Raw genomic sequence first — 19,627 nt, 5'->3', positions numbered from 1 at the left:
ACGAACTACGAAGCGGTCAGTTTTCTTCCTGCCTGCACCATTTTCGGATGGACGATGCAGTTATACTCCCCATCGGCTGATAGCGGGTCAGCGCTTAAGGCAACAAGCCCTTGTTTCACCTCAAGCCATTCGTTTTCATACAAAAGCATAATACGGTCCGGCTTGACCGCCGTCATCATTTGCGGGCCGCTCCCGACTGCGCGGTATGGAATGAGGCGGAGGCGATGGGCCCACTGCTCCGGTGGATCGTCAAACGTCATGGCCGCCATGTACATCATCAGCTCCTCCGGCAACACTTCTTTTGCTTTTTCCCGGTCAACAACCATCACCGGCGTTTTCGTTACCGGATCGAACAGCTGGTTGCCGCTGTCGATGAGCCCGCGCAACGCCAGCGGCCGGCCATCCCAAACAACAACGACGTCGATAATATGTTCAAAGCGCAGTTTTTTCTCCCGAATATTTTCGACACGGTGGCGGGAAAACAGCCATAAAACCGGAAAACCAGCCACGACAAACAGCCAGCTGACCGGGTCGCCCGCCCCGGGAGGCATCATCAACAGTCCTTGCTGAATAGACAGCTGTGATGCGAACAAATAATGGACCGCCAGCATGCCGCCGCCGACAGCGAACGTCGCAAAGTAAAACGCCAGCATGTTCTCGATCATATAGCGCGGCCGCTTAAAACCGAAAGCGGCAAGCACAATCAAGATTGAAACGGCCACTTTCACAAGCGGGTGTTGGGCGATGGCGGAAAACGGGGTGAACAACAACACGACAAGCAGCGATCCGATCAATGCTCCGGTCAGCAGGCGCCACCAGATGACCGGGCGCTTGAGCATGAGCGCCGCCAGCCAAAGCAGCAATGCGTCAAAACAGACGTTTAGCAACCAAATGACATCGACGTAAACGATCAAACGACAAGCCCCTCCTCCGCCCATATTGGCTTTGTCTGAAACAAGTATATAGCACATCATGAGGGAAAGTCTGTCAATCGGTGATGGTGAAAAAAAGGATGTTTTGTCAAAGTAGGGGGAAACGCGGCGGGTCCAACAAGCCGCCCGCAAATAAGTGAGACGAAAAGCTTGATTTCAATAAAAAACAGGCATGAACAAGTCCGGTTGTTCATGCCTGTTTTCACCTTAACGGCGGCGGTTGCGATTGCGCAAGAAAGCTGGAATGTCCAGCGGATCTTCCGCCTGCCCCGATCGAAGCGCTGCATAGTCTTGCGCCGGTTCTTCGCGCTTTTCCCGTTTCGGCGCCGGTGTTACTTTCGGAGCTGTGCTGATGCCGATACGCGATGGCCGCGGTTGCGAAGCAACGTTTTCGTTAAAGCCGGTCGCGATGACCGTGACGACAATTTCGTCTTTTAAGTTTTCGTTGATGACCGAACCGAAGATCATGTTCACTTCTTGATCGGCCGCTGAAGCGACGATGTCAGCCGCTTCCTGTACTTCGTACAAGCTTAAGTTCATCCCGCCGGTGATATTCATGAGTACCCCTTGCGCCCCGTCGATCGACGTTTCCAACAGCGGGCTGGAAATCGCCTTTTTCGCTGCCTCGGCGGCCCGGTTTTCGCCGCTCGCCACCCCGATGCCCATCAATGCCGAACCTTTGTTTGACATGATCGTTTTCACGTCAGCAAAATCGAGATTGATGAGCCCCGGCACGGCGATTAAGTCGGAAATGCCTTGCACCCCTTGGCGCAGCACGTTGTCCGCCTCGCGGAACGCCTCAAGCATCGGCGTATTTTTATCGACGATTTCAAGCAACCGGTCGTTCGGAATGACGATGAGCGTATCGACCGCTTCTTTCATGGCGGCGATGCCGCTTGCGGCTTGCGTCGCCCGTTTCCGGCCTTCAAATGTGAACGGACGCGTGACAACGCCGACCGTCAGCGCTCCTAATTCACGCGCGATTTGGGCGATGACCGGCGCCGCTCCCGTGCCGGTGCCGCCGCCCATCCCGGCGGTGACAAACACCATGTCCGCACCGCGGAGCGCTTCTTCAATTTGCTCTTTACTTTCTTCCGCCGCTTTTTTTCCGACCTCCGGGTTGGCGCCTGCACCTAAGCCGCGCGTCAGCTTCGCTCCAATTTGCAATTTCGTCGGCGCCTTCGACAAGTTGAGCGCCTGTGCATCCGTATTGACCGCAATAAACTCCACGCCTTGCACTCCGTGTTCAATCATCCGATTGACGGCGTTGTTGCCGCCGCCTCCGACCCCAATCACCTTGATCGTTGCCAACTGATCGACTGTCGTATCAAACTCCAACATGGTCAAATCCTCCTAAATTTCAATCTCTATTCAAAGAAAGACCCGAAAAATTTCTTGACCTTCTTCCCAAAATGGTCTTCTTTCTTTTTTGGTTTCGGCTGCTGTTTTTGTGCAGGACGCTCGACTGGCTCCGCCGCAACGGCAACCGGGGCCGTTTTTCCTTGCATCTGCGCCTGCCGGTAAGCGAATTTGAGCAAGCCAACGCCGATCGTATACTGCGGGTCTCGCACACCGATATAATCCGGCATGGCGACGCGGACGCTCGTCCCTAAAACGACGTGGGCCAGCTCCAACACCCCTGGCATATTCGCCACACCGCCTGTCAGCACATAGCCGCCGGGAAGGTCGCGAAATCCGAGCCGGCGCACTTCATGCTGAACCATTTGCAAAATTTCCTCCAGCCTCGCTTCGATAATATCGGCGACCTCAAGCTGGCTGAACTGCTGGTGTTGATCGGTGCCCATGATCGGCACAGTGAATACTTCTTCCTCCGAAGCGTAGTCGTAAAATGCATGTCCATGCTTCAGTTTAATTTTTTCGGCGTCGTCTGTTGTCGTGCGCAACCCGATGGCCAAATCTTTTGTAATATGCTCCCCTCCGACTGCCAGAGAGGACACAGCCTGCAGTCCGCCTTGCTCAAAGACGGCGACCGTTGTCGAGCCGCCTCCGAGATCGACAAGTGCGACGCCTAAATGCCGTTCATCATCGGATAACGCGAGTGAACCGGCCGCCAACGGCTGAAGGCAAATATCGCTGATTTCCAAGCCGGCGCGTTCCACGCAGCGAAGGAGATTATGTAAAATCGTCTTCGCTCCGGTCACCATTGTCCCTTCCATTTCCAGACGGACGCCGAGCATGCCGCGGGGGTCGTGGATGCCGTCTAATCCGTCAACGATAAACTGGCGCGGAACGATCCCGATAATTTCCCGATCCGGGGGGATGGAAACCACTTGCGCGGCATCGATGACGCGAGCGACGTCCTCGTCGCCAATTTCGCGGTTGTCGCTGGCAACGGCGACAATGCCATGACAGTCATGAAGTTGAATATGGCTGCCCGCCACCCCAACGACCACGCGGCGGATCGACAGGCCGACCATCCGTTCTGCTTGTTCGACCGCCCGCTTGATCGAGTGCACCGTTTTATCTATATCAACAATCGCCCCTTTTTTGAGCCCTTCCGCTTTTACATTGCCTACCCCGATAATGTTGATCGAGCTGCCTAACATTTCCCCGATGATGACTTTGACGCTCGATGTCCCGACATCCAGGCTAACGACGATTTCATTGCTGCTCATCTTTTGGCATCTGCCTACTAAAAACGCGCCGGTGTCGGCCGACGTTTCAGTAAGCAGCGACACCTCCTTTTTCGGCTGAAGTTTCTCGATCCATCTCTTTGTCTATTTGTCTATGTCTAGTTTATGAATTCCGCAAAAGCACTACATTTGTTTTACTCCATATAATTCAACATGCCAAAAGACTTTCCCTGTCTTTTGCTTAACTTTTTTCGCGATTTTGCCGCCGCTCCGCCCATTCAGTAAGCCAGAGGCGGCGGATGATGGCGATGTTTTGAAAAAGGCGGACACCGAACGCAAACACGGCCGCTAAATACAAGTCTACACCAAGATGTACCCCAAGAAAAGTTAAAGTTGCGGCAAGGATCATGTTGAAAAAAAACCCGGTTATAAATACAGTTTCGTCGTATGTCCGCTGTAAATGGGCGCGCCATCCCCCTATTAATGTATCAAAGGCGGCCAAGATGGCAATCGATAAATAACTGGAATATTCATCGGGGACTTCCCAACCGGCAAGACTGCCGATAGCAAACCCGAGCAATAACCCGAGAAGCGGGAGCCACATGCTACTTCTCCTCCTTGCCGACGCTCGCCGTCTCCATATAGTTCACATCCGGCCGTTCGGTTGATGGTGGAATGACCATTGACGGTTTCGGCTTGGAAATCGAAAGCTCTAGGTTTTCGACGATAAAATCGTCGCGAATCGGGGAAACCGCTAACCCGCTGTACAGCTTGTCCGCATCGGACGCAATCGCCTTCACCTCAACCGGCAGCCCGATTGGACGACGCCCGACTTTCGTCATGCCGTTGATATCGCGAATCGCGGTCCGGTTCGTCAGCCGTTCGCCGCCGATAGCGATTTCCTTTGCCCCATATTTGTTCAACTCGTTCACTAACCGTTGCAGCAGCTCCGGGGACACGGTCGCAGTGACTGGCCCGACGTAGCCGGCTGCCGAGAACGGTGCAATGGTCAGCACGATGCCGCTCCCTTTCACCTCGGTCAGTCCGGCTTCTTCCCTTAGTTCAGCGACGGTCGCCTTGAGCGCCGCCCCGCCGTCTGCCGTCTCCCGCTGCCGATAATAGTGCAATTTCTCCTCGTAATCTTCGAGCTCCTCAAGAAGCTGCTGTTCGAGCTGCTGCTCTTTCGTCAAATCGGCACGCAGTTCCCAAATGTCGCGCGTGTCACGCTCCTCTGAAGGCAGCGTTGTCCGCAGTCCAACTGCAAGCATCACACCAAACACGGCAGCCACGCCGGCAAAAGATAACCGTCTTTTCCATTCCAATACACTTCACCGCTCCTTCCCGTCCTCTTTTTATGGCTTGGGTGCAAATACTGGATCGAGGACGATGGCCTCTTGTTTTTCCACTTTCACATCGACGTGGTCTTCGACAAGTTCGTCGACGACGCCGCCGGGTAGCCCGAGCGCGGACGAGAGCACATCCGGGTCGCCGATCGCCGAAATGACAAACGGAGCGGCATGCTGCGTCCCGTCCACTTCGATGACTGGGCCGTTGCAGACAATGTAAGAGCGATGGGAAATGCGCTGCCCATTAATGGCGACCGCTTCGGCGCCGGAAATAAGCAGCTCATGAACAACTTTCCATACGTGCTGTTCGTGAACGATGTAATCGGTAGCACTCGCTTCAGAGGGGATGTAAGAGGAATCGGAAAGTGTGACTGCTACGCCTTTCCCTTTAACCCTCGCCTTTCCGACATGCATGCGCAGTTGTTCCGCTTCTTTCGCCAATCCGGCTTCGTTCGACTGTTTCTCGGCCAGTTTTTTTTCCCATGCGGCTAATTCATCTTGCTTTTTGACAAGCTGCTGCTTTAACGACCGGTTTTCTTTTTGCAAAGCAATAAGCGCCGAGCGGTACTCGTATTCCTTTTTCCACTCGCTATCGCTCCATTGACGGCGGGGCGCCTCCTCCTTCGCATGCTGGTACGAAAACCCGAGCATGGTGCCGAAGACAAAACAAATAAAAGTAAGGAGGACGCGGCTACGGGCTTGTCGTCTCATCGTCATCCTCCTTTTTCGCCGGTTCGTACGGAACAAAATAGCTGCCCACTTCTAAATGAATGACTCCTTTGACATCCCGGTCGAGCTCGGCGATAATTGCCGGATAATGCGACAGCTTGTCCGCAAAGTTATGAATGGTCGCACTTACCTCATAGCCGTCATTCATATAGACGACGACGCGGTCTTCGTACTCACTGTTTGGCTTGTAGTGGATTTCCGACATGGCGCCGAGCACCGCCGCCGGCAGCTCGGCGAGCTGTCCGGTCATTTCCGCAATAGCATCGCCGTTTTTCCAGCCGACTAATACCGGCGCATCGTTCGGAGCTGTTTTTGTCGCTTCTTGCTTTAACAGCCGCCCGTTTTCGAGCAGCGGGAAAAACGTTTGCCGGTTATATACGTAGGCGATCCGCCGCCATTCACGAACGTGGATGACGATCGCGTTCGGCAGCCGCTTTTCCACTGTGGCCTCCCTAATTTCCGGGTGACGGGCGATTTTCGTCTCCACGCTTTGTTCGTCCACTTTCCAAAAGCTTGTCCGTTTCGTAATGCCGCTCAAGCTGATGATGCGCTCTGCCGGCAAATGACGGTTGCCGCTCACTTCGATATGCTTGACGGCGCTCAGCGGCGATTGGAAATAAAGAACGAACAAGATACACAGAAAAAAGAAGGACAAATACAAAATCAGCCGGCGGTTCGCTTTTTGGCGGCGCCGTTCCTTCAATTTCGGCACGCGGTCCTCAAGAACAACGACCTTTCCTTTTTCCATCGCATTCACCGCTTTCTTGTCCAACGCCCGCATTCTCGCCCATGGACAAAACACGTTGCCGCATTTGAATAAAAACAAACGGCATCCGCTGCCGTTTTTTGTTCTTTGCACTTGTTTTCATTATATCACAAATAGAATGCGAGAGAGAGCCTGTTTTTTATCTCATTTGCCGCCACTATTCGACGGCAGAACACACCTAAGGATGACTAGGGCAAACAAAAGCGGCGGATAGCCGCCGCCTGCCCGCGCCTAGTAGCGGGCATGCCTGCTAATATTGAGCAGCACGCCGATCGCCATCAGCATCAGCGTCAGCGAGGACCCGCCGTAGCTCAAAAACGGGAGGGTAATGCCGGTGACCGGCATCAGTCCAGTAACCACGCCGATATTGATCATTACTTGAATAGCGATCATCGAAATGATGCCAAGCGCCAAAAAACTGCCATACAAATCGGGAGCGCCCAGGGCAATGCGCACCCCGCGCCACAGAAGGAGGCTAAACAAAAGAAGGACGAGCGACCCGCCGATAAAACCGAGCTCTTCAGCTAAAATCGCGAAAATAAAATCCGTTTGCGGCTCCGGCAAATAAAAAAACTTTTGCCGGCTTTGCCCGAGCCCAAGGCCGAACAAGCCGCCCGGCCCAATGGCGTATAGCGACTGGATGATTTGGAATCCACTCCCTAACGGATCTTCCCATGGATTTAAAAATGATGTAATCCGTTTGATTCGATATGGAGCCGATAAAACAAGGGCAGCAAACCCGGCCAGCCCTAATACGCCGAGACCGGCAAAATGGCTGAGACGGGCGCCGGCAACAAAAATCATCGTCACACATGTCCCGACCATCACGGTTCCTGTTCCTAGGTCCGGCTGCAGCATAATCATGCCGAAGGCGGCAAACACGAGCGTCAGCGCTGGCAGCAACCCTTGTTTAAACGATGTAATCTTTTTTTGATTCTCGGATAAATATTTGGCTAGAAACGCGATCAACGCCAGCTTCATAAACTCGGACGGCTGAATGGAAAACGCCCCGACGCCAATCCAACTGCGCGACCCGTTGCGCACCATGCCGACGCCCGGGATCAAGACGAGAACAAGCAGCCCGAAACAAACGATGAGCAGCACCTTCGACCAGTCGCGCCACGTCCAATAATCAATGTTCATTACAAAAAACATAGCGATAATGCCAACACCGGCAAACAAAAGCTGGCGCTTGGCAAAGAAAAACGAATCGTTAAACTTGTATTCCGCCCAGATAGCGCTCGCGCTGTACACCATAATAAGCCCGATGGCCAAGAGCGAAAACGTTAAAATAATGAGCAAAAAATCCGGTGCAGACTTTTTCCGCGGCAATGCCCAACACCTCTATTTTGTAAACTAGAGGGAAAGGGCTGTCCCTTTCCCTCTATTTCAACTTATGCACGGCGTTGATAAAAATGTCCCCTCTCTCCTCGAAAGTTTTGTATTGATCCCAGCTGGCGCATGCCGGAGAGAGCAAAATGACATCGCCCGGTTCTGAGAGCTGAAAGGCAACCGGGACAGCCTTTTCCACATTATCGACATATTCGACCATTTCTATTCCCGCTTCGCGGGCCACGCGGCCAATTTTAGCCGCCGTCTGGCCGAACAGCACCACAGCTTTCACCTGTTGCAAGTATGGGAGAAGGGCGTCAAATTCATTGCCGCGGTCAAGTCCGCCGGCCAACAAAATTACCGGTTCACCGTCGAACGCCGAAAGTGCCTTTTGCGTCGCCAACATATTCGTCGCCTTCGAATCGTTATAAAACCGCCGGCCACCGACTTCCGCCACGTATTGAAGCCGATGTTTCACACCGGTAAACGTCATTAACACGCGAACAATCGCCTCATTGCCGGCACCGGCCAGCTTGGCAGCTGCGACCGCCGCTAAAATGTTTTCCAAGTTATGTTGACCGGGAAGAACGATGTCGGCAATCTTGATGACCGGTTCACCGTTCCAATAAATGGCGCCATCTTGAACGTACGCTCCTTCACCAAGCGGCTTCGTCGCCGAAAACAGCACCTTTTGCGCCCGAACAGACGAGGCGATGTTCATCACAAGCGGATCATCCGCATTGACGACGGCGTAATCGCGTTCCGTCTGGTTGCGGAAAATATTCGCCTTCGCCGCCGCGTACGCCTCCTTCGTCCCGTGGTAGTCCAAATGGGCGTCAAAAATGTTGAGCAAAACGGCGATCGCCGGCCGAAATCTGCCGATGCCAGCGAGTTGGAACGAAGACAGTTCGGTGACAAGCCATTGACCCGGTTTCGCTTCCTTTGCCACCTCGCAGGCGACAAGGCCGATATTGCCGGCAAGCAGCGGGTCTTGGCCGTCTGCCTTTATCATCTCGTAAATGAGCGTCGTCGTCGTCGTTTTTCCGTTCGACCCGGTAATGCCGATAAACGGCGCTTCGGAAATGTGATAGGCAAGCTCCACTTCGGTCACGACCGGAAGCCCTTTTTCGAGCGCCTTTTCGACGAGTGGGTTCGTATACGGAATGCCCGGATTTTTCACGACGAGATCAAACGGCTCATCAAGCAGCTCAAGCGGATGACCGCCGCAAACGACGCGGATGCCGAGCTGCTCCAACTGCTTCGCCTCCGCATTTTCCGCCAACGGCTTTTGATCGTTGGCGACGACCTCAGCCCCTAATTCAACAAGCAGCCGGGCCGCCGCCACCCCGCTTTTCGCCAATCCAATGACAAGCACACGACGATGTTGATAAAAAGGAGTCGGTTTCAATTAAATCCACACCTCGATATAAATTCCTAGCATCGCGAATAAAAGGCCGACAGCCCAAAACGTGACAACAATGCGCCACTCCGACCAACCGACGAGCTCGTAATGGTGATGGAGCGGACTCATACGAAAGACACGCTTGCCAGTCATTTTGAATGAGGCGACTTGAATGATGACCGATAGCGTCTCAATAACAAATACGCCGCCGATGACGACAAGCAGCAGCTCAAGCTTCGTTAAGACCGCGACCGCCGCGATCGCCCCGCCGAGCGCAAGCGAACCGGTATCGCCCATAAACACTTTCGCCGGGTGGGCGTTAAACACTAAAAAGCCGAGCACGGCGCCGACAACGGCCACACAAAACACCGCGACGTCGTACTGGCCTTGATTCCAAGCCAAGACAGCGTAAGCGCCAAAAGCGATCGCCGCCGTCCCTGCCAAAAGCCCGTCAAGCCCATCGGTCAAGTTGACCGCGTTTGAGCCGCCGACGAGCATAAACAAGAGCAGCACCCCGTACGCCCAACCAAGGTCAAATGACCAGTCGGTGCCGGGAATATGTAGCGCCGTCGAAAAACCGCTTTGCCGATAGACAAGAAAGAAAATGACAGCAATGATGAGCTGGCCGACAAATTTTTGCCGGCTTGTCAGTCCAAGATTCCGCTTCATCACGACTTTAATCATGTCGTCCAAAAAGCCGAGCACCCCGTAACCGACCGTTACAAACAACAATAAATATGTTCCCGCCGAAAGGACAGCAAATTTGGCCGTCATCCATACGGTCGTCGCGACGATGGAAAGCAAAATCATGATGCCGCCCATCGTCGGAGTGCCTGATTTTTTTTGGTGCGACTTTGGCCCTTCCTCACGGATGCTTTGCCCAAATTTTAACCGTCGCAAAAACGGGATAAACAGCGGCGACAAAATGACGGTGACCAAAAAGGAAACGGCCATCGCAATGACGATTATTTGCTCTGGCATGAATCGTCACATCCTTTTGCCCGCCGCGCGCCGAGCCACCGTTTCTGCAATTCGGCGAGCCGCAAGCGGATCGCCTCATCATCCGGAACGTATGTTCCGTCTTTTTCCGGAAACATAAAAGAAAATTCCGTGTCTTCATCGTCCCCGCTTTTCTCTAAATACTGCTCAAGCAACACCGCAGCCGCTTCAAGCGGCGACGGAACGAAAAAGAGCGGAAACTGGTTTGGAATATAGCGGGGCAGCGGATCACCGACCGGCCAAAATGAAGCGATCGCCCCATGCTCAATGGCCGTTTTTAACGTTTCCGCCCCATTTTCAAGCGGAACGAACAACCCTTTTTTCACTTGCTTTGCCGGGTTGACAAATACGGCGTGAAAGCGGATCGTCTCATCGACAATGCCGCGCGCCTCCTCCGCGATTGATTGCACCATTTTATACGTGACCATCATCTTCTCTCCTTCACCGCCGCTCGGGCGACAGCACGATCATCAAAGTCGATCACATCGCCGCCGATGATTTGATACGTTTCATGCCCTTTGCCGGCAATTAACACAACATCTCCTTCTTGCGCCTGCCCAATGGCATAACGGATCGCCTCTTCCCGGTCGGGAATGGTCACATACGTTCCGTCCCCGGCGCTGACGCCGGCCTCCATATCGCGCAAAATTTGCCCCGGATCTTCCGAGCGCGGGTTATCGGAGGTAAAAACAGCGACATCCGCGTAACGCACCGCCGCTTGCGCCATGAGCGGCCGCTTGGTCCGGTCGCGGTCACCGCCGCAGCCGATCACCACATATACGTTTCGCTTCGCAAATTGACGCACCGTTTTCAGCGCGTTTTCTACACTGTCCGGCGTATGGGCATAATCGACGATAATAGTAAAATTTTGCCCCTCATCGACCGTTTCAAACCGCCCCGGCACCGGAGCGACGGCAGCCAAAGCCGTCACAATCGTTTCAAGCGAAAAACCAGAGGCAAGACAGGCAGCTGCAGCGGCGAGAATGTTATAGACGTTAAACAAGCCGACAAGCTTCGTTTCCACCGCTGCCGACCCGTGCGGCGTGCATAGCCGGAACGCCATGCCGGACGGGGTCATGGCAATCTGTTCCGCCGTCACATCGCTTTTCTCGCGAATGCCATATGTGATGACCGGCGCTGCCGTCATATGTTTATAATATTGCGAAACAGGATCATCATGATTGAAAACGGCAAATTTCGGCCGCTGCTCGTCGTAGCGGTTGCCGAGCTGGGCAAACAAAAGCCCTTTGGCGTTCCGGTATTCTTCCATTGTCCCATGATAGTCTAAGTGGTCTTGCGTCAAGTTCGTAAACACGGCGACATCGTAATCACAGCCGTGCACTCGCCCTTGATGGAGGGCATGCGACGACACTTCCATGGCCGCCAACTCCACGCCTTCGTCAACCATCTGTTTAAACGTGCGCTGCAAAACGAGGGACTCCGGTGTTGTATTCACCGCCGGGTAAGAGCGGTCGCCGATTTTCATCCCGACCGTGCCGATGAGCCCAGTTTTCTTGCCGGCCTTTCTCGCAATTTGCTCAATGATATGAGTCGTCGTCGTTTTACCGTTTGTGCCCGTCACTCCGATTAAATGAAGGCGATGAGTCGGGTGACCGTAGAACGCATCCGCTAAAATCGCCATCGCCCGCCGGCTGTCCGATACGAGAACGACCGGCACGTTCACCGAGAGCGGACGCTCGGCTACAATCGCCACCGCCCCGCGCGCCACCGCCTGTTCGGCAAAATTGTGCCCATCGGCGGTAAAGCCTTTCAGACAAAAAAAGAGAGAGCCGGGCGTGACATGGCGCGAGTCCATCTCCAGCGCAACGATGTCTGGGTTGCCTCCACGATGCGCCCAAAAGCCGGGCAAGCGCGACAGCAGCGTTTGTAATTTCATGTTTGCTTCATCCCTTTCGCTTATAAATAGCCCGCCCAACGGTGCGGACAGCGGAAAAAAGGGGCATAACCAACCCGATGAGTCATCGCATCGGCCGCCCCTTGTGCGATCGTTTACTGTCCCTCTGCCGCCTCGTTTTTCGCCAAATAAATGCGAATCGTCGACCCTTCTTTCACTTTCGCCCCTGGCTCTGGGGACTGTTCAACGACCATATCTCCCTCGCCACTAACATCTAATTTTAAGTCAAAAAGTTGTTCTTGCAAATCTTTTTTTGTCAATCCGATTAAGTTCGGCACTTCGATCACTTTCGGATCGTTCCAATCCCGCTCTTTGGCAAGTTGGTCCTTGCGCGGCTTCACATTCATGGCGCGCAGGCTGTCTTCCATCACTTTTCCAACGATCGGAGCGGCAACCGTACCACCAAACTGAACCGTTCCTTTCGGGTTGTCAACCGCAACGTATACAACAAGCTGCGGATCGTCGGCCGGGGCGAAGCCGATGAACGACACAATATGGTTGTTTTGCAAATAGCGGCCTCCTTGCGCTTTTTGTGCCGTCCCGGTTTTTCCACCGACCCGGTATCCTTCGACATACGCCTTTTTCCCTGTTCCTTGGGCGACGACACTTTCAAGTGCATACCGGACTTGTTTCGACGTTTCCTCGGAAATGACGCGCCGTTTCGCCTTTGGCGTATTGCGGCGGACGACTTCGCCTGTTTCCGGGTCGCGCCACTCCTTGGCGATGTATGGAGTGTACAAAACACCTCCATTGATCGCAGCCGATACGGCGGCGACTTGCTGGATCGGCGTCACCGACACCCCTTGACCAAATGCAGTCGTCGCCAGTTCAACCGGCCCGACCCGTTTTAGATCAAACAAAATCCCCGTTCCTTCCCCTTGCAAGTCGATTCCGGTTTTCTCGCCAAACCCAAATTGCTTAATATAATCAAACAACGTTTCCTTTCCGAGCCGTTCGCCCAGCGCCACAAACCCCGGGTTGCACGAGTTCTGCACGACTTCCAAAAACGTTTGCTCCCCATGGCCGCCTTTTTTCCAACAGCGAAGCGTAGCGCCGGCTACTTTGGCATAGCCCGGATCAAAAAAGTGATCTTTGAGCAAATTCACTTTCTCTTCCTCAAGAGCTGCCGCAAGCGTAATGATTTTGAACGTTGACCCCGGCTCATATGTACTCCAAATCGGCAAGTTGCGGTTATAAATTTCAGGAGGAACGTTGCGGTAGTTGGCCGGGTCGAATGTCGGGCGGCTCGCCATCGCCAAAATTTCGCCTGTATTCGGGTTCATGGCGATGGCGATGATGCCGTCCGGATTGTATTTCGCCTCCGCGATATCGAGCTCTCGTTCAATAATCGTCTGGATGCGCGAGTCAATTGTCAACACTAAGTTCAAACCGTCGGTCGGCGGTGTATAGTCATCGGCCATATCGGGCATGCGCCGTCCTTTTGCATCGGAATAAAATTGCACAGAACCGCGCTCTCCGCTTAACTCTTTGTCATAGTACAGCTCAAGCCCGGTGAGCCCCTGATTGTCAATGCCAGTAAAGCCAAGCACATGCGACAAATAGCTGCCAAACGGATAGTAGCGCTTCGTGTCTTCGGCGATATACACCCCGTCCAAGTCGAGCGCATGCACGCTCGCCGCCTTTTCATCAGAAATTTTCCGTCCTTCCTTTAGACGGACGATCGATGTTGCTTGCGTAATTTGCTTATAAATGGATTCGACCGGCGCGCCCAACACAGCGGCCAGCTTTTCGGCCGCTTCCGCCGGATTTTTCACTTGCCGGGGGATGACGTACACCGTCGGGGCGCTCATATTCGTCGCCAACGGGACGCCGTTGCGGTCCAAAATTTCGCCGCGTTTCGGTTCAAACGGGATGTTCCGGCCCCATAGCCCTTTCGCCCGTTCCGCTAACATATCGCCGAGCCAAAATTGGACGTAGCCGAGACGGAGATCGATAACGGCAAAAATGAAAATCCCGATCAAAAACACGATTGTCAACCGCTTGCGCACGGTAACGTACGACACGCGCATATGGCGGAACCTCCTTCGTGATGGGCTCGTTCCACTATATGCTTGTACGCCCCGTTATAGAACGACAAAAATCATTCGTGCGGCTCGTCGTCTTCCCGTTCGGCCGCCTCTTGTTCTTTCTTCGCCGCTGCTTCCTCCCATTGGCGCGGCGGAGCCAGCTCGACAATCAAATAATCCCCTTTGCGCACTTCCGCTCCCGGACGAATGTTTTGGCTGACAACATAACCGGTTCCTTTCGTACTTGGCCGCAGCCCGAGCACGTTGGCGACTTTCATGGCATCTCGCAGCGAAAAGCCGCGCAAATCCGGCATCGTTGCCGCCCCGTCCGTTTTCAGCACGACCCGCTCGCCGGGAAGAAGACGCTCGCCGCCGCGTGGAAGCTGCTGTTCGACATATTTGCCGTTGCCGATGACGACCGGCACATATCCTTTTTCTTTCAGCTGTTCTGCCGCTGCGATGGCCGTCTGGCCGATCAACGAGTCAAGCGCGCGCCGCCCCGCTGTTTCGGGCTCCGCCTGTTTGTCTTCATCCGGTTCAATATGCAAATAGTGCAGACTGCTTTTCATCACTGTCGTAAAAATTTGTGACACCGGCGCCGCCCCGGTTTCAGTAACATCAAGTTGCGGCTGCTGAACAGCCACATACATGACGAGCCGCGGATCATCGGCCGGCGCCATGCCTAAAAACGAAAAAATATAGTTCTCCCGGCCGGTCAAGTAGCCGCCGGCAGCCGACGGAATTTGCGCCGTCCCGGTTTTGCCGGCGACACCGTAGCCATCGATCTGGTACGGGCGGCCGGTGCCGTGTTCCGCGGTGACAACCGTTTCTAAAATGTCGCGCACTTTGCGCGCCGTTTCCGCCGTGACCGGTTCGCCGACGACAGTCGGTTCATGATCAAGAACGACTTTGCCGTTGTCCGGATCGACCGCTTTTTCAATCACATACGGTTTCATCATTTTCCCATCGTTAGCAATCGCGGTTGCCGCTTGAATTTGCTGAATCGGCGTCACCGACGTCCCTTGGCCAAATCCGGTCGTAATCCGTTCGATCGGATAGCGATAGCGGATTTGCCCAACCGCCTCATTCGGCAAATCAATGCCGGTTTTCTGGTCGAAACGGAAGCGATGCAAATATTGCAAAAACCGGTCCTCACCGAGCTTTTCTTTCACTAAAATGGAAAAGGCGACGTTCGATGAACGCTGCACCCCCTCCTCAAACGTGATCGTCCCCCAGCCGACATCGTTATGGTCGCGAATCGTATTGGGCCCGACTTTGTAAGAGCCGGAGCGATACGTTTCCTTGCCGTTATAGACTCCTTCATTGACGGCCGCAGCGAGCGTAAACACTTTCATCGTCGATCCCGGCTCGTACGGATAGGAAATGGCGTCATTTAAAAAGTTCGTAATATCACGTTTGTTTGGGTCGAAACTCGGGCGGGTGGCCATAGCCAAAATTTTTCCTGTTTTCGGATCGGCGACAATGGCGATCATTTTTTTCGGTCTGTACTGCTTCTCGACGCTATTCATGGCATCTTCTAAAAACGTTTGGATTTTTCCATCGATCGTCAAGTAGACGTTCGCCCCATTGTCCGGCTTGACGATATGCTCTTTTGCCGCCGGCAGGCGAAAGCCGTTCACATCGCCGGCAAATGACACATAGCCGTCTTTTTCGCGCAAATAGCGGTCAAGCCATTTTTCCACTCCCATTTTGCCGACTGTTTCGTTTTCCCCGTTTTTTTGCGCATATCCAATGACATGCGAAGCAAACGTGCCGTTTGGATAAAAACGGGCGGTGTCGCGGATAAAGGCGATGCCCGGCAAATCGAGCGCCTCAATTTTCCGCTTCAGCTCAAAGCTGATGTTGCGGCCGTAAGAGCCGAACTCAACTTGCTTCGCCTTTTTCGTTAAAATGCGCTCCATGTCCTCAACATCCATGCCAAGCAACGGCGCCAGCTTTTTCGCTGTTTTTTCCGGGTCGATGACATGGCGCGGATGATCCGGGTCAGTCGTCATCTCGGGATCCAAAATGGCCACGACCGTATAGGAAGGCACATCCTGCGCTAAAATGGTGCCGTTGCGGTCAAAAATCGTCCCGCGCTTCGCTTCGATCGTCCGCGTTTGTTTATGCTGCTGTTCGGCTTTCGCGGCCAACACATGGCCGTCTGCTTTTCCAGTCCATTGCAGCTGGAGAAAACGGGCAAAAAGCAAGAAAAAGAGCAGGCTAAAAATAATAAACAAAACCCCTGCTCCCCGATGGGTGTTGTAATGCTTTTTCATTTCCATCCCCCATCATTCCTGCACGACTTTTACATGATTTTCGTTAAGCGACAACCCGAGCTCCTTCGCCTTTTGCAAAATGCGCTCGTACGCGCTCAGCCGCTGCACTTCAACGTATAGGTCATTATTTTCCTTTTTCTGTTCATCAATGGCCGCCTCCAACTTTTGCACGTCTTTATTGAGCTCATAAATTTGCACTTGGCTTGAGACCATCTGAACTGCCACGTAAAAGGTAAACAGCAAAAACGAGACAACGAGCAGCTTCTCGGCCAACGTGAAACGAAAACGCCGTTTTCGCTGTGGCTGCGGGCTCGGTGGTACAGCCGGACGCTTTTGTTCGCGCACTACTTTGACTGCCAAATCGTTCACAGCTTTCCCCTCCTGTTTCTCCACTCATTCTTTTTCATCATTCACGTCACAGTTTTTCGGCGATGCGAAGTTTGGCCGAACGGGCGCGGTTGTTTCGTTCCAGCTCCTCGTCGGAAGGAACGATCGGCTTTCTTGTAATGATTTTCAGCACGGGGCGGTAGTCATCGGGGAGAACCGGAAGCCCCGGGGGCAATGGCGGGCTCTCGCTTGCTTTTTTCAACGTTTCTTTGCAAATCCGGTCTTCGAGCGAATGAAACGTAATAACGCTCACTCGCCCGCCCGGCGCCAACAGATCGATCGCCTGCTCGAGCGCCTCGCGGAACGCCTCCAGTTCATCATTGACCGCGATGCGAAGCGCCTGGAAAATACGTTTGGCCGGATGTCCGCCGCTGCGGCGCGCCGGGGCCGGGATCGCCGCTTTAATCACCTCAACGAGCTCCCCGGTCGTTTCGATCGGCTTTTTGCGGCGCATCTCCTCGATTTTGCGCGCCACCTGTTTCGAAAACTTTTCTTCGCCGTAACGGAAAAAAATGCGGACAAGCTCCTCATATGACCAGCAGTTGACGATCTCCGCCGCCGTAAGCCGCTGCTTGCGGTCCATCCGCATGTCAAGCGGCGCGTCATGCTGATAGCTGAAGCCGCGTTCCGGCTCGTCGAGCTGCGGGGAAGAAACGCCTAAGTCAAACACTATACCATCAACAGTATCGATGCCAAGGGCTGAAAGCTCCTCGCGCAAAAACCGGAAATTCCGATTTATGAACTGCACTTGTTCGCCGTAACGGGCGAGCCGCTTGCGCGCGTGCAAAATGGCGGCCTCGTCCTGGTCAAACGCAAACAGTTTCCCTTTTTCCGAGAGACGGGAAAGCAAATATTCGCTATGGCCGCCTCCGCCTAACGTACAATCGACATAGACACCGTCCGGGCGGACGTTTAACCCATCGATCGCTTCCTTTAACAACACGGTTGTATGTTCAAACACATGTCCACCACCTTTGCTGCTTCCGCACGCACTTGCATCGGCCAGTGGCCGCTCCCTTATTATATCGCAAAGACGAACAAAATTTTAGCTTTTTTTGTAAAAAAACGTCCCTTTTTGTTTATTTTTGTCGGATGAAACCAATCATAGCCAAAATGGCGGGATCACTCCTTTACTTTTATTTCCATTCGTTTTGCGTTGTTTTTTTACTATTCATTTCAAGAAAAAAAAATCCTGCTTGAAACAGGATTTTTCTTTTCGACTTTTTCTTTGAAAAAGCCTTACATATATACAATTTTATGCATCCCGTTTTCCGGGGCGCCGATCGCTGAAAGTTTTTCTACAAAATCAAATCCGTAACGGTTCACATAGTAAAACACATTCCAAACCCGCTCCTGGGGCGCACCGTTCGGCCGTAGAGCCGTTTCCACGCGCCAAAATTTTCGCCATTCGGCCTCATGTTTACGCAGCAGCGCCCGCTGTAACGTTTGCTGAAGAAACTCGATTTGTGACTGAATGATGGCGGCATTTTTCGCCACCAATCCTTCCAATCCGCGGTCAATTTCCATGCCAAGCGCGCGCAGCGGCCGGTGCGCCGCTTCGATGTCGGCTTTCGCCTTGGCAAACGCCTCAGCCAGTGGAACTTCAGCCGTCTCCTTGCGCCATTGCTCCCTGGCCTCCTCGAGCCGTCCAGACAATACATCAGCCGCCTCAAGACCAATATCGGCCAGATCGGTTTGCAGCGAGCGGCTGACGATCGTCGCCTGCAAGCGCGGCACAACCGGCGGCACTTCCATCCCAAACAGGGAGAACACCTCTTTCAACTCTGCCCAATAGGCAATTTCCCCAGGACCGGCAATAAAGGCGAGCGTTGGCAGCAAATATTCTTGCATGAGCGGGCGGGTGACGACATTGTTGCTTAAACAGGCCGGCTTCGTTTCAGCGAGTTCGAGCAGCTCTTGCTTTGTGAAGGCGATATTCCCGGCCTTATTGCGAAACACCCTCCGCCCCGCATCATAGTGCAAAAGAGAGCGCTCATAGCCGTCGTAATAAAACAAGTTGGCCGCATCCGGCGCGATCTCGATAAGCGGCGTATATCCGAGCGCCCGCAGCGTCTCTTGCTGGGCCAGCACGGCTGATGTCACATCGCGATGACGGTCAATGAGCGCGGCGAAAAAACGGCGCTCAAGCGGGCGCACCGCCGCATCGCCGGCGTTGAGAACGACTAAACCGTCATTGGCAAACAGGCGCAGGACAATGGCGGCAAAAAAGTCGACAAACGTGCGGGAATCGTCCAAGCACGCTGTGAGAAATGAGAGCAGTTCATTCGTTATGTCCGTTTCCCCGTATGTTTTGACGACGCGCTCAACCCATGCGCCAGCGAGCTCGCGATCAAGCGGCACATCGGCGGCCATTCGCTTTTCGTTCAGCCTGTGCGGATACGCCGCTTTTTTCACTTCGCCGTCCTCGACAACATATACATGGTCAACCTCGGCGATGTCGTGGTCTTCGCCGGCGATCCAAAACAGCGGCACGACGGGTACGCCAAGTTTTCGTTCCTGCTCTTTGGCAAGCTGGATAATCGTAATGATTTTATAAATCGTATAAAGCGGCCCGGTCAGCAGTCCGGCCTGCTGCCCGCCGACGATCACAACACTGTTTTCATCGCGCAGCTTATCGATATTGTTCATCGTCGCCGCGCTGGCGGAAAAACGGCGATGATAGGCGGACAAGTAATCGGCAAGCGCGCGCCGGTCATACGTTTTTCCTTGCACATGGGACAGCCGCCGGCGAAACGCATCATCATCTGCCCGGACATAGGCAAACCCCTTCTCAGCCGGAAATGCACCGGTTATGTAATCAGCAGCCAGCTTCGTTGCCGCCGGCAGCGGAACTTCGCGAACTTCCATGGCGAAAACTCCCTTTCCTATGTATTCTTTCATGAGTATAGCACGTTCGGT

At 53.8% G+C, this 19,627-nt stretch carries 17 protein-coding genes; all 17 read right to left on the bottom strand.

Annotated elements, in window-relative coordinates; all coding sequences use genetic code 11:
• Positions 1 to 5 precede the first annotated feature (5 nt).
• Positions 6 to 914, bottom strand: a complete 909-nt coding sequence (gene spoIIGA / locus M493_RS05250) for a sigma-E processing peptidase SpoIIGA (RefSeq protein ID WP_020959253.1) — start codon at positions 912 to 914, stop codon at positions 6 to 8.
• Between the two features lie 225 nt (positions 915 to 1,139).
• Complete coding sequence (gene ftsZ / locus M493_RS05245) at positions 1,140 to 2,273, bottom strand: cell division protein FtsZ (protein ID WP_020959252.1); 1,134 nt, start codon at positions 2,271 to 2,273, stop codon at positions 1,140 to 1,142.
• Positions 2,274 to 2,299: 26 nt separating this feature from the next.
• On the bottom strand, positions 2,300 to 3,568 hold the full coding sequence (gene ftsA, locus M493_RS05240) for a cell division protein FtsA (protein ID WP_041267871.1): 1,269 nt from the start codon (positions 3,566 to 3,568) through the stop codon (positions 2,300 to 2,302).
• A 199-nt stretch (positions 3,569 to 3,767) separates the two neighbouring features.
• A complete protein-coding gene (locus tag M493_RS05235) occupies positions 3,768 to 4,130 on the bottom strand; it encodes a small basic family protein (protein WP_020959250.1) in 363 nt (120 codons plus the stop codon).
• Between the two features lies 1 nt (position 4,131).
• Complete coding sequence (locus M493_RS05230) at positions 4,132 to 4,848, bottom strand: DUF881 domain-containing protein (RefSeq protein ID WP_020959249.1); 717 nt, start codon at positions 4,846 to 4,848, stop codon at positions 4,132 to 4,134.
• 30 nt (positions 4,849 to 4,878) lie between these two features.
• Complete coding sequence (locus M493_RS05225; protein WP_020959248.1) at positions 4,879 to 5,583, bottom strand: DUF881 domain-containing protein; 705 nt, start codon at positions 5,581 to 5,583, stop codon at positions 4,879 to 4,881.
• Entirely contained in the window at positions 5,564 to 6,349 is a 786-nt protein-coding gene (divIB, locus tag M493_RS05220; RefSeq protein WP_041267870.1) for a cell division protein DivIB, read from the bottom strand. The genes M493_RS05225 and divIB overlap by 20 nt, the downstream gene beginning before the upstream one ends.
• Before the next feature lie 249 nt (positions 6,350 to 6,598).
• Positions 6,599 to 7,699 (bottom strand): stage V sporulation protein E, encoded by a 1,101-nt coding sequence (spoVE, locus tag M493_RS05215; RefSeq protein WP_020959246.1) that lies wholly within the window; start codon positions 7,697 to 7,699, stop codon positions 6,599 to 6,601.
• Between the two features lie 52 nt (positions 7,700 to 7,751).
• Entirely contained in the window at positions 7,752 to 9,107 is a 1,356-nt protein-coding gene (murD, locus tag M493_RS05210) for a UDP-N-acetylmuramoyl-L-alanine--D-glutamate ligase (protein WP_020959245.1), read from the bottom strand.
• Complete coding sequence (gene mraY / locus M493_RS05205; RefSeq protein ID WP_020959244.1) at positions 9,108 to 10,082, bottom strand: phospho-N-acetylmuramoyl-pentapeptide-transferase; 975 nt, start codon at positions 10,080 to 10,082, stop codon at positions 9,108 to 9,110.
• Positions 10,067 to 10,528, bottom strand: coding sequence for a hypothetical protein (locus M493_RS05200; RefSeq protein WP_020959243.1), 462 nt, complete (start codon positions 10,526 to 10,528; stop codon positions 10,067 to 10,069). The genes mraY and M493_RS05200 overlap by 16 nt, the downstream gene beginning before the upstream one ends.
• On the bottom strand, positions 10,528 to 11,997 hold the full coding sequence (locus M493_RS05195; RefSeq protein ID WP_020959242.1) for a UDP-N-acetylmuramoyl-L-alanyl-D-glutamate--2,6-diaminopimelate ligase: 1,470 nt from the start codon (positions 11,995 to 11,997) through the stop codon (positions 10,528 to 10,530). The genes M493_RS05200 and M493_RS05195 overlap by 1 nt, the downstream gene beginning before the upstream one ends.
• 113 nt (positions 11,998 to 12,110) lie before the next feature.
• A complete protein-coding gene (locus M493_RS05190) occupies positions 12,111 to 14,045 on the bottom strand; it encodes a stage V sporulation protein D (RefSeq protein WP_020959241.1) in 1,935 nt (644 codons plus the stop codon).
• Positions 14,046 to 14,116: 71 nt separating this feature from the next.
• The gene (locus M493_RS05185; protein ID WP_041267734.1) at positions 14,117 to 16,327 is read right to left on the bottom strand and encodes a penicillin-binding protein; all 2,211 of its coding nucleotides are present in this window, start codon (positions 16,325 to 16,327) and stop codon (positions 14,117 to 14,119) included.
• Between the two features lie 6 nt (positions 16,328 to 16,333).
• Positions 16,334 to 16,690 (bottom strand): cell division protein FtsL, encoded by a 357-nt coding sequence (ftsL, locus tag M493_RS05180; RefSeq protein ID WP_020959239.1) that lies wholly within the window; start codon positions 16,688 to 16,690, stop codon positions 16,334 to 16,336.
• A gap of 46 nt (positions 16,691 to 16,736) precedes the next feature.
• Complete coding sequence (gene rsmH / locus M493_RS05175; protein ID WP_020959238.1) at positions 16,737 to 17,669, bottom strand: 16S rRNA (cytosine(1402)-N(4))-methyltransferase RsmH; 933 nt, start codon at positions 17,667 to 17,669, stop codon at positions 16,737 to 16,739.
• A gap of 278 nt (positions 17,670 to 17,947) precedes the next feature.
• Entirely contained in the window at positions 17,948 to 19,576 is a 1,629-nt protein-coding gene (gene bshC, locus M493_RS05170) for a bacillithiol biosynthesis cysteine-adding enzyme BshC (RefSeq protein ID WP_020959237.1), read from the bottom strand.
• Positions 19,577 to 19,627 lie beyond the last annotated feature (51 nt).

Origin of the sequence: Geobacillus genomosp. 3 (assembly GCF_000445995.2) — a bacterium.
Classification (GTDB): Bacteria; Bacillota; Bacilli; order Bacillales; family Anoxybacillaceae; genus Geobacillus.
Note: the sequence above shows the minus strand (reverse complement) of the source record. Positions and strands in the feature narration are given on the sequence as shown.

What these genes read in the sequence shown, in the direction of transcription:
- ftsZ (WP_020959252.1), bottom strand. Translation starts at nt 2,273, where the DNA reads ATGTTGGAGTTTGATACGACAGTCGATCAGTTGGCAACGATCAAGGTG.
- ftsA (WP_041267871.1), bottom strand. Translation starts at nt 3,568, where the DNA reads ATGAGCAGCAATGAAATCGTCGTTAGCCTGGATGTCGGGACATCGAGC.
- M493_RS05235 (WP_020959250.1), bottom strand. Translation starts at nt 4,130, where the DNA reads ATGTGGCTCCCGCTTCTCGGGTTATTGCTCGGGTTTGCTATCGGCAGT.
- M493_RS05225 (WP_020959248.1), bottom strand. Translation starts at nt 5,583, where the DNA reads ATGAGACGACAAGCCCGTAGCCGCGTCCTCCTTACTTTTATTTGTTTT.
- divIB (WP_041267870.1), bottom strand. Translation starts at nt 6,349, where the DNA reads ATGGAAAAAGGAAAGGTCGTTGTTCTTGAGGACCGCGTGCCGAAATTG.
- mraY (WP_020959244.1), bottom strand. Translation starts at nt 10,082, where the DNA reads ATGCCAGAGCAAATAATCGTCATTGCGATGGCCGTTTCCTTTTTGGTC.
- M493_RS05200 (WP_020959243.1), bottom strand. Translation starts at nt 10,528, where the DNA reads ATGGTCACGTATAAAATGGTGCAATCAATCGCGGAGGAGGCGCGCGGC.
- M493_RS05195 (WP_020959242.1), bottom strand. Translation starts at nt 11,997, where the DNA reads ATGAAATTACAAACGCTGCTGTCGCGCTTGCCCGGCTTTTGGGCGCAT.
- M493_RS05190 (WP_020959241.1), bottom strand. Translation starts at nt 14,045, where the DNA reads ATGCGCGTGTCGTACGTTACCGTGCGCAAGCGGTTGACAATCGTGTTT.
- M493_RS05185 (WP_041267734.1), bottom strand. Translation starts at nt 16,327, where the DNA reads ATGGAAATGAAAAAGCATTACAACACCCATCGGGGAGCAGGGGTTTTG.
- bshC (WP_020959237.1), bottom strand. Translation starts at nt 19,576, where the DNA reads ATGGAAGTTCGCGAAGTTCCGCTGCCGGCGGCAACGAAGCTGGCTGCT.